Annotated in this window: 14 protein-coding genes; 6 read left to right on the top strand and 8 right to left on the bottom strand. The window is 52.5% G+C overall.

What is annotated here, in order from left to right:
- Nucleotides 1–8: 8 nt before the first annotated feature.
- The 7 genes from VFA09_26830 to VFA09_26800 form a co-directional block, all read right to left on the bottom strand.
- Nucleotides 9–1,010: a DNA-processing protein DprA gene (locus VFA09_26830; GenBank protein HZU70920.1), complete on the bottom strand. Its 1,002-nt coding sequence runs from the start codon at nucleotides 1,008–1,010 to the stop codon at nucleotides 9–11.
- A gap of 10 nt (nucleotides 1,011–1,020) precedes the next feature.
- Nucleotides 1,021–3,072, bottom strand: a complete 2,052-nt coding sequence (locus VFA09_26825) for a RecQ family ATP-dependent DNA helicase (protein ID HZU70919.1) — start codon at nucleotides 3,070–3,072, stop codon at nucleotides 1,021–1,023.
- A 90-nt stretch (nucleotides 3,073–3,162) separates the two neighbouring features.
- Nucleotides 3,163–3,702 carry a hypothetical protein gene (locus VFA09_26820; protein HZU70918.1) on the bottom strand — a complete coding sequence of 180 codons (540 nt, stop codon included), beginning with the start codon at nucleotides 3,700–3,702 and terminating at the stop codon, nucleotides 3,163–3,165.
- Between the two features lie 8 nt (nucleotides 3,703–3,710).
- Nucleotides 3,711–4,409 carry a DUF3800 domain-containing protein gene (locus VFA09_26815; GenBank protein ID HZU70917.1) on the bottom strand — a complete coding sequence of 233 codons (699 nt, stop codon included), beginning with the start codon at nucleotides 4,407–4,409 and terminating at the stop codon, nucleotides 3,711–3,713.
- Nucleotides 4,410–4,948: 539 nt separating this feature from the next.
- Entirely contained in the window at nucleotides 4,949–5,911 is a 963-nt protein-coding gene (gene meaB / locus VFA09_26810) for a methylmalonyl Co-A mutase-associated GTPase MeaB (GenBank protein HZU70916.1), read from the bottom strand.
- Between the two features lie 6 nt (nucleotides 5,912–5,917).
- Complete coding sequence (locus VFA09_26805; GenBank protein HZU70915.1) at nucleotides 5,918–6,340, bottom strand: cobalamin B12-binding domain-containing protein; 423 nt, start codon at nucleotides 6,338–6,340, stop codon at nucleotides 5,918–5,920.
- Nucleotides 6,333–7,949: an N-6 DNA methylase gene (locus VFA09_26800; protein HZU70914.1), complete on the bottom strand. Its 1,617-nt coding sequence runs from the start codon at nucleotides 7,947–7,949 to the stop codon at nucleotides 6,333–6,335. Before VFA09_26800 ends, VFA09_26805 begins: the two co-directional genes overlap by 8 nt.
- A gap of 191 nt (nucleotides 7,950–8,140) precedes the next feature.
- Between VFA09_26800 and VFA09_26795 the strand changes: the two genes are divergently transcribed.
- Nucleotides 8,141–8,629 (top strand): hypothetical protein, encoded by a 489-nt coding sequence (locus VFA09_26795; GenBank protein HZU70913.1) that lies wholly within the window; start codon nucleotides 8,141–8,143, stop codon nucleotides 8,627–8,629.
- A 34-nt stretch (nucleotides 8,630–8,663) separates the two neighbouring features.
- Here VFA09_26795 and rnc read toward each other — a convergent pair whose 3' ends face one another.
- The gene (gene rnc, locus VFA09_26790; protein ID HZU70912.1) at nucleotides 8,664–9,371 is read right to left on the bottom strand and encodes a ribonuclease III; all 708 of its coding nucleotides are present in this window, start codon (nucleotides 9,369–9,371) and stop codon (nucleotides 8,664–8,666) included.
- Nucleotides 9,372–9,559: 188 nt separating this feature from the next.
- Between rnc and VFA09_26785 the strand changes: the two genes are divergently transcribed.
- The 5 genes from VFA09_26785 to VFA09_26765 are packed head-to-tail and all read left to right on the top strand — an operon-like array spanning nucleotide 9,560 to nucleotide 13,739.
- Entirely contained in the window at nucleotides 9,560–10,495 is a 936-nt protein-coding gene (locus VFA09_26785; protein HZU70911.1) for a zinc ABC transporter substrate-binding protein, read from the top strand.
- A 44-nt stretch (nucleotides 10,496–10,539) separates the two neighbouring features.
- Complete coding sequence (locus tag VFA09_26780; GenBank protein HZU70910.1) at nucleotides 10,540–11,400, top strand: ABC transporter ATP-binding protein; 861 nt, start codon at nucleotides 10,540–10,542, stop codon at nucleotides 11,398–11,400.
- Entirely contained in the window at nucleotides 11,381–12,301 is a 921-nt protein-coding gene (locus VFA09_26775; GenBank protein ID HZU70909.1) for a metal ABC transporter permease, read from the top strand. Before VFA09_26780 ends, VFA09_26775 begins: the two co-directional genes overlap by 20 nt.
- Complete coding sequence (locus tag VFA09_26770) at nucleotides 12,298–13,233, top strand: metal ABC transporter permease (GenBank protein ID HZU70908.1); 936 nt, start codon at nucleotides 12,298–12,300, stop codon at nucleotides 13,231–13,233. Before VFA09_26775 ends, VFA09_26770 begins: the two co-directional genes overlap by 4 nt.
- A 59-nt stretch (nucleotides 13,234–13,292) precedes the next feature.
- The gene (locus VFA09_26765; GenBank protein HZU70907.1) at nucleotides 13,293–13,739 is read left to right on the top strand and encodes a Fur family transcriptional regulator; all 447 of its coding nucleotides are present in this window, start codon (nucleotides 13,293–13,295) and stop codon (nucleotides 13,737–13,739) included.
- The last annotated feature ends 11 nt before the right edge of the window (nucleotides 13,740–13,750 follow it).

Below are 13,750 nucleotides of genomic sequence, written 5' to 3'. Positions count from 1 at the left end.
TAGATTCGCTACTCGTTAGAAAGGGCAAGCAACGAAAGTTGGCTCGGACGGGTCGATGTGCCATTCTGCTTCTGACGTATTTGATCGCTTGCTACGAGTAAAGGGGATAGAACATCTGATAGTGCATCTGTAGGCCAGGGTAAGGGATGACCACCAAGCTCTATCAAGGCTTTATTGCCTGGAAGTGATGAAGTAAGCTCCGGCTTACGTACATAGAGTGGCCGATGCTGCTTCAAAGCTCCATTTGCGCCTGCCCAGGTACCGCCTTGAACATCCGATTCGGCAACAATCACGATTTGCGCGAGACCAGTTACGACCTTATTGCGTTCCATAGCCCGGCTTACTACCCATTGGGCATCAGGATGAAATTGGCTCACCAGTAGTACTTTTCCAGCTTCAATCTTCGGCAATAGCGCCTGCATCTGAACGCGGCTCAGCTTACGAATACCGTGAGGTAACACAACAGTTGTACATCCATCAGTATTGGTTGCCCCCTCATATGCAGTCCGATCAACACCACGCGCATTTCCACTGATAACATTAGCTCCTTGTGTTGCTAAATATTGGGCCACAGCGCGAGTGAATGCAAGACTTTCTTCCCCGGCATTGCGCGAACCTATAATTGCAATAGTTTTGCGTTCGAGAATCCGCAAATTACCGGCGTAGAAAAGAACTGGAGGTGTTTGATCACGTTTGAGAGCGGTTTTGAGTAACTTAGGATAATCATCGTCGAGAACAGTTAGCAAGGAGATAGAGTTGTGAGCCAGCTGTTCCACAAGAAATGCCTGCCCCACAAGTTTCTCATTGGCTTTCTCTAATTTCTCAATCATGCCTGCATTGAGATGGCAGGTTTTTATCCATTCCTCCGAACTTGCGGCAAAGAACTCTTGTAAGGAGCGCTTACTTTGTACACACCAGGACACAAGAATATCATTGATGATACGAATAGGAAGCCCGCTTTCAAAAGCCAGCAGGAGCCAGCATGCTTGCTCTCGTAAATCTCTCATCATTGTTTTCCTCCTATTGATCATCTGAGTGTACAGTGCGTGTTATGGTGAATGGATAAACAGCTCTTGCTCCAGCTTGCATGAGTGTTTTTGCCACCTCACGCAGCATGTAGCCAGAATCATAAATGTCATCTACCAGTAATAACGTACGTCCAGTCACGCGCGCACGAGAGGGAACTGAGAAAGCTCCTTTTACATTATCCTCTTTCTGTAAGCGATTTGTAAAACTCTTCTGCTCACCAGTCTGTCGCACTTTCATAATCACAGGCAAGTATTCAACTCCTAACCGATCAGCAACCTGGCGGGCAAATACTTCCACCAATGATCCACTCTTTGTTGGTGGTACACTCACTATACCACTGATTTCAGCAATTGGATAGCAAGTACGTATCGTTTCAGCGGCCCGTATAACCAGACTTAAAGGAAATGGGCCAGCATTTTCGTATTTGCTGGCCCGCACCAGCTTAGCTACACGACTATCTCCATGATACGAAAGCGACCAACCGGCCTCATGAATGGGATTTCTCTCACTTCCACGTTTCTCAATACGAGGCAAAAGCTCCTCCTCAAGAAAATATGCCGCTGCTCCTTGTATTCTTTCTGAAGGCCTAATAAGTGGAAAATTTGTAGGCTGGCAATATCCGCATGTTCCACATTGATATCCAGGTAAATCGCCAAGATAGGTCGTGAGATACCCCATGTAGCACGATTGTAAGGTTGCATAATTCCGAATATCAGCTAATTCGCGCTGTTTCTGTTCGCGTACCATATCGTACTCAGAAAAATCAATTTTCCCTGGCCATTCTACGGCAGTATAGGTGGGATTTCTAACATCGCGCTTGATCAACCCCTGATCTTCAAGGTCTGCGAGAATAGTGCGAATAGACCCCTGAGAAAATCCGGTGGCTCGCATCATATCGCTCTCACGTAGACCTTGAGGATTCATCCGTAGCTGGAACAAAACGGTCTCATAAGCCTTTCCTTCAGGCTTCGCATTACGTATAAAGTGTTCTTGTATAAGTAAGTCAGTACCATCATAGAGAAGAAGACATGTAGAATCTTTCCCATCACGCCCTGCCCTACCCATCTCTTGATAATAGTGGATGGGAGAGGCAGGAATTTGATAATGCACAATGAAACGTACATCTGGCTTGTCAATGCCCATGCCGAGTGCATTGGTAGAACAAACAACCTTGTATTGATTGGCCATAAACTTGTGCTCAATATTCTGCCGAATAGTATCTTCTCTGCCTGCATGGTAATACTCTGCTCCCAGTCCCTGTTTTTGGAGAAATGCGGCTACCACTTCCGCACTGCTTTTAGTTGCTGTGTAGATAATGCCCGTACCGGGCCACTGAGGAAGGACTTCTCCTAGATAGCTGAGCTTCTCCTGATCGCCACTCAACGTCACAACGTTCAGGTGTAAGTTGGGACGCCGCATGGTACCACGAACTACTTGCGCGCTTTCCCCAATCTGTTGCAGTACATCCTGCTCAACACGTTTGTTTGCAGTCGCAGTCAGAGCCAGTACGGGAACTCTATCAGAAAGCGCCCTCAACAAATTCACAATACGACGATAATGCGGGCGAAAATCGTGACCCCATGTAGAAATGCAATGAGCTTCATCAATCACGATCATACTGATGCGCATCCTATACACGTAGGATTGCCAGAGCATATTGCTCAAACGTTCGGGAGCAATATACAGTATTTTGAAGTGTCCTGCTACCGCTCGTTCTAATGTCATTCGGTTCTCATCCTCAGTAAAATCTGAGCTGACGATAGCTGCAGGAATAGCATATACTTCATTACAGCGTTTGCATTGATCGCGCATGAGTGCTTTTAAGGGTGAGAAGACGAGCGTGAGATGTGGATAATATAAGCTGGTCATTTGATAACAAAGCGATTTTCCCCAACCAGTTCGCTGGATAGCAAAAACGCGTTTGCCCTGCACAAGTTGCTCGATGATGTCACGCTGACCTGGATGGAAGCCTGCTGAGATATGGAAACGTTCTTCCAGCAGCTTTTCCGGTGGAACACTGTGCCACGTACCCGCCGATGCCATTTGAACAAATCCCCCTGATTATTCAATTTTTGTGAAAAGAACCCTTGACTTCCCCATTTTTTTGGAATATGATTCCTGACGTAAGGTAGCTCATCTACCATGTGTAGAAGGAGTAACGGTGCCGTTCTTCGGGGCGGCACCAGCCTTTTCCCCCCTATATGCGTCGTATTCGCGCCGTAATTTTTGACGCCTATGCTCTTGCTCCACACAATAAGCTGTCCAGAGAAGTACATAATCGCCACGGTCAGCCAACACAACAATATAGCTAAAATCATCCAGGGCAATCACTATCCTCTCTTCCTCTTTCCGCCTGTTCCTCCACCACTTTATCTGCTCGAATTTGATCGCTTCTATCATTGGGCGTGGCCAGGGTATACGTTCACAACGACGTAAATCTGGCAGACGTTCATCTTCTACATCACCTTCACTGATAATATGCCAAAAAGTGGCCTCTTTACCTTTTATCATAGGGTGACGTTTCAGCGCAAAGCGCTTACCCTCGAAATCTGGCTTGGACGTGACAAAATCCCGGCAGAAGATTTGATAGATTGCTTCCAAATATTGATCCCAATTGTTCTGATAATCTTGCAAAAGAATCAGTGGAGGAAGCACCAGTGTACCACTACGCATAGTAAGGCTTACCTCGCCTCCCAGCGGAATAAATTCACTTTATCTTCACGTAGTAAGGTCGTTTTCGTGAGGCTATAATGTGACCTATAGCGCATTCTCTCAACAAGAGCCAATTTAGCTTGATTGGTATTGAGATTGCGATTTGCATAACCCACAATTCCAATCAATAGATCTGCCAATTGTATTTGCTCAATCTCATGTGAGCGGACAGTTTGAATACGTTTAATGATCTTGCGCTCATAATCATACATATTGTTAGAAAGAACCTCATGTAGCTCAGCAATTTTAGTAGCACTTCTAGTATCTTTAATATCGAGGTAAATACTATATTCTGCCTGAGGTAAAAGCAAAACCTTTAATAGATCAAAATACATTTTGTAATACCATGTATCATGATCTTGTGCGAAATCCTGATGACGCAATTTTGATTTATCAGCAACTATCAAAGCCCGAAAATGTAGGTCATCGTCATCAAAAAAATAATCCAATAAATCCATATAAAATAATTGTTTAGCAGGAGAAACCTTGGACCATTTAATCTCAAAATTAAGTGAAAGTCCGTGACGTCTTTTAATTTCACGAATACGTATGGCAATTTCCCTGGTCTTTTCTAACGGACACCATACAGCACCCAAAACCATGACCTTTTGACGATCATTTTGTAGATGGCAACTTTCATCACAATAGATGTTAAAAGTAGCACTCATCCTCACCTCATACTTCGTTACAAAGCCCGGCTTTCATACCTCAAAATATAGACACGTTTTAACAGCAGTATCTTCGTTAGTTACTCCACTATGCAACCGTCGACACGTTGGGCGCTAGCTCTGCTCTACTAAAGTGGCTCTATTGTAGATTGAGAGCGGATTTTGGGAATGCCCGTGATAATAAGTACTTCCTCATTTGAGAGGATTGAGGTAGGTCCACCCCGATCACTTCTTCAGGAAAGAGAGCCAATGATAATCTCCTACTATACTATTTTTGTCTGGGCCATAGAAGATTGTAGATGAAAACCAATGACCTTCTGGTAAAGATGTGGTTAAAATTCGGTTGAGAGCAAGGATATTGCCAGCGGAAACACTCGAAGCATGCCGTGACTTGCTGAAAGAAGTGCTGGAAGGCGAGATTTTATTGCGCGTCTCCCTCCATTTCCCTTTACCTGCTGTTGATGGAATCGAACTACCTGTTGGAGAGGTAGCCTGATGCCACATGTAGGGCCTATCAAGCGTAGAGATTTGATTTAGGATTACTTCAGCCCTATCCTCTCCTCCAACTCCTTCGCCACGCTGTACGGATCGCGTTCCCGCTTTGTAATATCTTCCACCATCTGCCGCCATTCATCCCCACTTACATTGGCCTTGAGCGCGTTGACTACCGCGTGCAACACCAGGGCCTGCACCTCGCTTTCGACCTGGCGCTGAGAGCGATGGCCGAGCATGCCACTCTCCAGCAGGTATGCACGATGCTGTTCTATAGCGTCTACGAGCTGCGTGATGCCCTGATCTTTGATGGCGGAGGTCTTGAGGACGGGGATACGCCAGTAGGGTTTCGATTTATCGTGAAGACGACGCTGCGGATCGAGGCTCAGGAGCATTGCAAGTTCTGCGACGGTCTGATCGGCGCCCGGTTTATCCGCTTTACTGACGACGAAAATATCGGCGATCTCCAGGATGCCGGCTTTGATGGCCTGCACCTCGTCACCCATACCGGGAGCGCTCACTACCAGCACCGTCTGGGCGGCGCGCATCACCTCGACCTCGGCCTGCCCGGTGCCGACCGTTTCGATGATGATTGGATCGTAGCCGGCGGCATCCATGGCGCGCACCACGTCGCGCGTCGAGGCGGATAGCCCTCCCAGGCTGCCACGACTGGCCATGCTACGAATGAAAACGTTGGGGTCGCCCGCCAGTTCCATCATGCGGATGCGGTCGCCCAGAATGGCCCCGCCGGTGAAAGGGCTGGTCGGATCAACGGCCACCACTCCTACTTTGCGCTCGCGGCGGCGCAATTCGCGCACTATGTGCGTCACCAATGTGCTTTTACCGGCCCCCGGCGCGCCCGTCACGCCGATGATATGGGCGCGGCCCGCGTACTGGTGCAACTCGGCAAGATAGCGCCGGGCAACTGGGGATTCATTCTCGATCAGCGTTACCATGCGGGCCAGCGCCCGGCGGTCTCCATCGAGCAGCCGTTCAACAATGTTCTGCAAGGTATGCTAGACCTCCGCTTTCAGGCGATCCGCATGGATGTTGTTGCGCACAAATTCAATGATCTCTTCGGTCGATGTGCCGGGTCCAAAACACCCCTTGATGCCCATGGCCTTGATGGCAGGGATATCCTCGTCCGGCAGGATGCCACCCGCGGCTACCAGCACATCATCCACGCCATTCTCCTTCAACAACTCCATTACTTTAGGGAAGATGGCCATGTGCGCGCCGGAGAGAATGCTCATTAAAATAGCATCTACGTCTTCCTGAATGGCCGCCTCGACGATCATTTCTGGCGTCTGGCGAATACCTGTATAAATGACTTCCATGCCGGCGTCGCGCAGGGCACGGGCGATGACTTTGGCACCGCGATCATGCCCATCCAGGCCCGGCTTGGCGACTAGTACACGAATTGGGCGAGTCTCAGCCATATGTCATGACTCCTTTGTCAGCAAATAATCCTGGTAAAACTGCATCGTAAAGCGCGCAGATGGCGCACTCCAGTTCCTCGTACATGCTGGTAATATGCTCATCCCATTCTACAACGGCGTCCGCCGCGCTGCAAGCATCGACCAGGCGTTTTGCCCGCTCAATAATCTGCTGCCGTTCCTCCGGCGCGACCAGAGGAACAGGCAGGCGAGTTAAAACACCCTGCTCTATCTGCGGCTGCACCCATTTATAGGCCGTATGCAGGAGATATACATATTCACGGAGCAGCCGCGAATTGAGCAACGCCAGGAAAAAATACAGGGTATCGACGCTACTTGTATCACGCGGGTGCAGTAAATAGAGTGTCTGCAAGGCCACGTGTCCATGCAGGTCAAGCGTCGCCTGCAAGTGGTCAGTACTCTTCACTACCAGCAATTTGGGTGATAAGTAGCGCTGAATGGGCTTTTCAATAGCATCTTGCGCTATTTGCCAGCGCGCCCGCGGTATGCAATAGGGATGGATATCTACGCCGCCGCGCAGGACGGGGCGATAGGCAGGCGACTGCTCCAATATCTCACCCAACCATGGGCTCTCGCGGCCAAGTTCCTCTCCACGGCAAATCGATAAAAATTCGCCGAGAGACGCCAGGCGTTTCCTTTCACCGGAAGCACCGGCGAGATAGGAGCGCAGGCGTTCAATTGCCATGCCCCGCTTGCTGCTCAAAAGATAGCGCAGTTCGGCGTTCGGTTGTTCCATGAAAATGGATTGGGGGACCGTACCAGAGGTTTTCAGCGAGGCGGCACGAAGTTCAGGTGGTCGCCCTTGCCGGGATACTCTCACGCGTGCCCACTGTTCCCTTACCCAGGCCACCTGGTGCATCGGGGTGGGAGGACGTTTTTGTGCAATGATTACCACGGCTCCCACTTCTGCCGCGAAGACGCTGGACAGGTGCCAGAGATGATGCACCGTCATCTCTTTGAGCAAACGGGCACGCTCGCCGGTAGCATTCGCACGTGCCAGTACCGGATCGGGCAATACCAGGCCAATCCAGCCACCAGGCCTGACCACCGAAAGTGCCAGATTCAGAAACAGCAGGTAGCTATCGACCTGACCTCGCCTGTGCGTGGAGCGATAGCCGCTGAGGTCGTTATTCCTGGCGGCTAAATATGGAGGATTGGCGATCAACAGATCAACACAGGGCTCCCATGAGAGCACCAGGCTATCGGCCTGGTGAATATGCAGAGAAGCCGGCACATTCCCCATTACCATACGCAGTTGCATCTCGGCCAGAAAACACGAGACCGGGTCAGGATCAAATCCCCACAGGTTGCGTTCGAGCATGGCAATGCATTCCGCGTTCGACACACCGGTTCGTTCGCCAAAAGCCAGTAAGCGGCGCGCGGCACCCACGAGAAAATTACCGCTACCACAGGCAGGATCGAGTACGCGCAGGTGGGCGAGGTTTGCTGCGGGAGTATAACCACAGGCATCCAGGATTTGTTCGACCAGCAGCGGAGGTGTTGAAAAATGGCCGCGTCTTTTACGCTCTACAAGCGGCAAACCCGCCTCGTACCATCCAAATTGCTCCTGTATTAACCCGACCTGTGCCATCTACAATTTCTCGCCCCTCTGTGAGTTATCCAGTCCATTGTATATCCTTGATGCAAGTATGCGACATTATGAGGATAGAGGCAAGCCCACTCTCGCTTGCCCGGGCATACGAAACACATGATGACACAGTACCGTAATAGAGATATCACATAATCTACTATTCATAATGCAGAGAAAGGAGAAGACATCCTATGTTGCGTAGTGTACTGATAGGTGCCATTGCGGGAGCGGCGGGAACCGTCGCACTCGATATGGCGACGTATGCGGATATGGCTATTCGTGGTCGCTCATCGAGCAATGCACCGGCACAATTAGTCGAGAAAATGGCTGTCAAAACAGGTCTCCGTTTATCTTCTAATGGCACAGGTTATAACGACCAGGTAGCCAAGAGTCGCGAAAGCGGGCTGGGCGCATTGTTAGGCTACATAAATGGAGTGGGAACAGGCATCCTGTATGGAGTTTTCCGCTCGCAAGTCGGCAGCGTTCCGGCACCACTTGCCGGGGCCGTGGTCGGCATGGCGGCAATGGCCGAAAGCGATGTACCGCTGATAACCTCGGGCGTGAGCAATCCCAAGACGTGGGGCGTCTCAGGCTGGGTCAGTGATGTTATTCCGCATCTGATCTACGGCCTGGTTACCGTTTTCACATACGAGGCTCTCGCCGGGATGGAGTCAAAATAAGCTATAAGATGAGCCGCGATGAAGTGGAAAGGCATCAAATATCGTACTGGGCGCGCAGGATTTCCAGAGCCTCGCGCGCGGCCAGGCGCCCGGCCTCTTTAATGCTCGAGGCCTGACCCAGGCCCAGCAGAAATTCATGCTCAAACACACCAACCGTAAACAGGCGATCATTGTTGCGCCCGCTCTGCTCTAACACGCGATAACGTGGCAGCGTGCCAGAACGCTGCAACACAATCTTTTGCAAGCGCCCTTTCGGATTGCTATCGAGGGTCTGATGGCTTAATTGCTCGACGACGGGAAAAACGATGCGCGCCACAAAATCGTAGGCCGCCTGCGCTCCCTGGTCGATCTGGATTGCCCCTACCAGCGCTTCCAGCACATCGGCGCACAGCGAATCGCGAGAGCGCTCATTAAAGGTGCGCAAATTGGCGACATCCACACGAATGTAGGGGAAAAGACCGAGGTCCTGCCCGATCTTCGCCAGCACGCGGCGGCTGACGGCCTCTGACTTCAGCGAGGTCATCTCGCCTTCCGAGGCATCGGGGGAATGGCGGTAGATATATTCCACAACATGCGCACCCAGAATCGCATCGCCGAGAAATTCCAGCGTGTCATACGAATCATGCACAGCCGTATCTGGACAGACAGAGTGGTGCGTCAGCGCTCGTTCTAAGATGGAACGATCGTGAAATTTTACTTGCAGCAGCGCTTCTAATTCGTCCAGCTTATCTACCTTATCCATATGCCTTATTATAGCATGGAAAGGCTACTAATCACACCAAACTCACTTAACGAGATTCCATCTCATTAGCTATTGACACTTTGTCTCATTAAATGGTACATTATTGATACTGCATATCATTATGCTGAGACAAACGGCCAGGATTGCAAACAGGTTATTTCGCCTGTGTTGGTTATAAGGAGAGCGCTATGTTCCGCTTGCATATTTTCACTTTGCCACGAACCATGGCAGGGGTTGCGCTTGTGCTGCTGCTGATTGCCAGCGCCTGTAGCACGACTGTGAGTTCGTCTGGCAACAATAGTGGCGGACAGGTGCAGGTCGTAGCGGTGGAAAATTTCTGGGGTAGTATCGCGGCCCAGATTGGTGGCAAACAGGTGCAGGTCACGAGCATTATTGTCGATCCTAATGTTGATCCGCACAGCTACGAACCAACCACGGCGGATGCACGAACGATGGCAGGCGCGCAATATGTCATCGTCAACGGCGCTGGCTACGATCCCTGGGCTGACCGGCTCCTGCAAGCCAACCCGGTAAATGGGCGCAAAGAACTGAACGTGGGTGATTTCCTCGGCAAGCACGCCGGAGATAACCCACACATGTGGTATAATCCTGACTATGTGACCGCCGTGGCGAACAAGATTCGCGATGATTTGAAGGCCATCGATCCGACCGCTGCCGCGGCATTTGACCAGGCGGCGCAGGCATTCCTGAACGTTGGTCTCAAGCAGTATCATGACCTGATCGCTTCCATCAAAGCGAAGTATTCCGGCACACCTGTCGGGGCGACCGAAAGCATCTTTTCCTATATGGCACCCGCGCTAGGACTGAACCTTATCACGCCGTATTCCTACCTGAAAGCGGTATCCGAGGGAGAAGATATTTCGGCCTCAGACCAGGCGACCGTCGAACAGCAGATTCGCCAGCATCAGATCAAAATCCTGGTCTATAATTCGCAGAACACGCCTAACAACATACAGGCATTGATTAGCCTGGCGCATTCCAATTCAATTCCCGTAACGACGATCACAGAAACACTATCGCCGGCGCATGTAACATTCCAGGCATGGCAATCGGCGCAATTACAGGGGATAGAAAGCGTCCTGGCTCAGGCTACGGGCAAGTAGGGGTTGCAAAACATTTACTTTTGTGCAAGGAGTTCAGAACTTTGATGACTGATGAATCACTTTCCACTTTCGTCACACTGGCTACCGCTCCGGCAATCATTCAGTTGGAGGGGGCAGAGGTTGTGCTGGGTGGGCGCACCATCTGGAAGAACGTGAATCTTTCCGTACAGCCAGGAGAATTCCTTGCCATCCTTGGCCCCAATGGAGCCGGCAAGTCGACGCTGCTCAAAGCTATCCTTGGACTGATTCCACTGTCCCAGGGCAGTCTGTCTATATTCGGCCACCCGGCGCGGCGTGGCAACGCGGCTATCGGCTACGTTCCACAGAGACGACATTTTGATGCTGATATCCGGGTACGCGGTCGCAGTATCGTGCGATTAGGGCTGGATGGGAGCAACTGGGGCTTGCCCCTGCCATTTCTCCAGCCCCGCAAGGCGCGTGATGCTACACGGCGCGTTCAGGAAGCCATCGACCTCGTGGGAGCCGGCGCCTATGCCGACCGGCCCATTGGAGAGCTTTCGGGCGGCGAGCAGCAACGGCTGCTCATTGCGCAGGCACTGGTCACACGACCACAAATCCTGGCGCTGGACGAGCCGCTAGAAAGCCTGGATTTGAAAAACCAGCAAGGCGTCGCAGGCGTGATCCGGCAGATCAGCCAGGAAACGGGGGCAGCGGTGCTACTGGTCGCGCACGATGTCAATCCCATCCTACCGGCTGTTGATCGCGTGGTGTACGTGGCAAACGGGCAGGTTGCCGTGGGAACACCGGAAGAAGTCATCACCACGGAGACACTCTCGCGGCTCTACCAGACACCTGTTGAAGTGCTGCGTACCAGCGACGGACGCATTGTGGTAGTGGGACAACCGGCAGAGGAGGCAAATCACTATGCACGCCCTCTTCGCTGATGGGATATCGCTCTCCTGGAACCCGGTCATCGATCTCCAGATATTGCTGCAGTTTCACTTCATGCAAAACGCCTACCTCGCCGGTACGCTGGTTGCCATCGGCGCGGGGATTATGGGCTATTTTATGGTACTGCGCAGCCAGAGCTTCGCGGGACACAGCCTCTCCAATGTCGGTTTCGCCGGGGCGACCGGAGCGGCCCTGTTCGGGATTCCGGCGGTCGTGGGCCTCTTTATCGCGGGCCTTGGAGCCGCCATCGGCATCCAGGCGCTCAACGTAGGAGAGCGACAGAGCCGCCAGAGCGATATCGCGGTAGGGGCCGTTCTTACCGCCTCGCTCGCGCTGGGTTTCCTCTTCATTCACCTGAATACCTCGGAGTACGCGGCCAGCGTCTACGATGTGCTGTTCGGTAACATCCTGGGCATTCGCGATGCTGATGTAAATGTGATCGTCTGGGCAACTATTGCCCTGCTTGGCATCCTGGCCTGGATTGCCCGGCCCTTATTCTTTGCCTCGCTCGATCCCGATGTTGCTGCCGCGAGAGGCGTACCGGTTCGCGCTCTCGCCTTCGGCTACCTGGCGCTGCTGGCGCTCGTGGTTGCGCTGGCCGTGCAGATAGTGGGCGTGCTGCTTATCTTCGCCCTACTGGTCACGCCCGCGGCCATCGCGCAATACATGACTACGCGCCCTGCCATAGCCGTGATTGTAGCGGTTATACTGGCCCTCATCTTCACGTGGCTGGGACTGGCCGTGGGCTACTTCACGCCCTATCCGGTCAGCTTTTTTATCACGACTTTCGCTTTCGGGACATACCTCCTGGTGCGTGGCGCCCGCTTCGTGCTTGATTGGAGAGGACAGCGCGCATTTGTATCGCGTACAGCGCAGATAGGGGGTGAGGCATGAACATACTATTCGCGAGCATCCTGCCCCCTTTCTCGCTGAATCTGTGGCAGGATGTTCAGGCAATACTCAATTACGATTTTATGCGGCAGGCTCTGCTCGCGGGAACCATCTTGAGCCTCGTCGCGGGACTGATCGGCTACTTTGTGGTGCTGCGTCACCAGGTCTTCGCAGGCGAGGCGCTCTCGGATGTGGCCTTCACGGGCGCGTTGGGAGGCGCAGCTCTCGGCTTCAATCCGCTCTTGAGCCTGCTGGTAACGACCATTGCCGTCGCGTTAGCAATGGGCGGCTTCGGTGAGCGACTGCGGGGACGGGATGTAGCCGTTGGGATTGTACTTTCCTGGGTTCTGGGGCTTGGAGTACTTTTCCTGTACCTGTTCACTTCCCAGGTCAGTGGCACTGGAACCGGTTTCTCAGGGGTAACGGTGTTGTTCGGAAACATCCTGGGCATCTCAACCGGCCAGCTAGGCATCATCGCCATCACCAGCACCCTGGCGATACTGGCGCTCCTGATGATCGCGCGCCCATTGCTCTTTGCCTCGCTGGACCCGGATGTAGCGGCGGCAAAAGGCATTCCGGTGCGAGCGCTTGGCCTGGGCTTCATGGCGCTGCTGGCGATTACTGTTAGCGAGACAACGCTGGCGGTAGGGGCGCTGCTGGTACTCGCGCTGCTGTTGTTGCCCGCGGCCATCGCGCAGCAGGTGACCATTCGCCCCTACGCCGCGCTGGCCCTATCCGGCGTGCTCGCAATAGCGATGACCTGGATAGGTATTACGATTGGTTTTTATACAGGATACCCCAGCAGCGTCTGCATCAGCCTGCTGGCTTTCGCAAGCTATGTTGCAGTGGTTGGAGGCAGCGCACTGGCACGAAGGCTCAATAGAACTATATCTTCTACCGGAAGAAAAGAAGCCAGCCAGGCCATTGGCAGCTAAGAAGTAAACATGGTAGACTATAAAGAAAGATGAGGCAGCTGGAGAGAAAGTAAATGGGCATGGGGATCGAGGACCAGATACGTACAGCATTCGACGAGGTGGGACAGCGCAACACGCGCCCGCGCCAGCTTATCGCGGAACGACTGCAAGCGCTCGCAGCCAGTGGGGCCGATTTCACAACCGATGAATTGTGGCAGCAGCTGCGCGAGGTTGAGCCGCGCCTTGGGCGGGCAACTGTCTACCGCTCGGTCGAAATGCTTTTCAGCGCGGGCCTGCTCGACCGCATCGAGTTTGCCGACGGGACACACCACTACCGCGTCTGCGGCGGCAATCATCATCATCACCTGACCTGCACTGATTGTCACCGCGTGGTCGAAGTAAACATCTGCCTTCCCAGAGAGCAACTGGCCGCGCTTGAGAACCAGACCGACTTTGCCATCGAGGGGCATTCCCTCAGCATCTTTGGCCGCTGCCCCGACTGCCGCAAGCACGCGGAGAAAATCTGACCTGGGAAGGC

The organism is Ktedonobacteraceae bacterium, assembly GCA_035653615.1.
In the GTDB taxonomy this organism is placed as follows: Bacteria; Chloroflexota; Ktedonobacteria; order Ktedonobacterales; family Ktedonobacteraceae; genus DASRBN01.
This window is presented reverse-complemented; position numbering and strand designations above follow the sequence as displayed.

Coding starts and splice junctions, on each gene's coding strand:
- VFA09_26785 (HZU70911.1), top strand. CDS start 9,560: ATGTTCCGCTTGCATATTTTCACTTTGCCACGAACCATGGCAGGGGTT.
- VFA09_26770 (HZU70908.1), top strand. CDS start 12,298: ATGAACATACTATTCGCGAGCATCCTGCCCCCTTTCTCGCTGAATCTG.
- VFA09_26820 (HZU70918.1), bottom strand. CDS start 3,702: ATGCGTAGTGGTACACTGGTGCTTCCTCCACTGATTCTTTTGCAAGAT.
- VFA09_26815 (HZU70917.1), bottom strand. CDS start 4,409: ATGAGTGCTACTTTTAACATCTATTGTGATGAAAGTTGCCATCTACAA.
- VFA09_26825 (HZU70919.1), bottom strand. CDS start 3,072: ATGGCATCGGCGGGTACGTGGCACAGTGTTCCACCGGAAAAGCTGCTG.
- rnc (HZU70912.1), bottom strand. CDS start 9,371: ATGGATAAGGTAGATAAGCTGGACGAATTAGAAGCGCTGCTGCAAGTA.
- VFA09_26780 (HZU70910.1), top strand. CDS start 10,540: ATGACTGATGAATCACTTTCCACTTTCGTCACACTGGCTACCGCTCCG.
- VFA09_26765 (HZU70907.1), top strand. CDS start 13,293: ATGGGGATCGAGGACCAGATACGTACAGCATTCGACGAGGTGGGACAG.
- VFA09_26800 (HZU70914.1), bottom strand. CDS start 7,949: ATGGCACAGGTCGGGTTAATACAGGAGCAATTTGGATGGTACGAGGCG.
- VFA09_26795 (HZU70913.1), top strand. CDS start 8,141: ATGTTGCGTAGTGTACTGATAGGTGCCATTGCGGGAGCGGCGGGAACC.
- VFA09_26805 (HZU70915.1), bottom strand. CDS start 6,340: ATGGCTGAGACTCGCCCAATTCGTGTACTAGTCGCCAAGCCGGGCCTG.
- VFA09_26830 (HZU70920.1), bottom strand. CDS start 1,010: ATGATGAGAGATTTACGAGAGCAAGCATGCTGGCTCCTGCTGGCTTTT.
- VFA09_26775 (HZU70909.1), top strand. CDS start 11,381: ATGCACGCCCTCTTCGCTGATGGGATATCGCTCTCCTGGAACCCGGTC.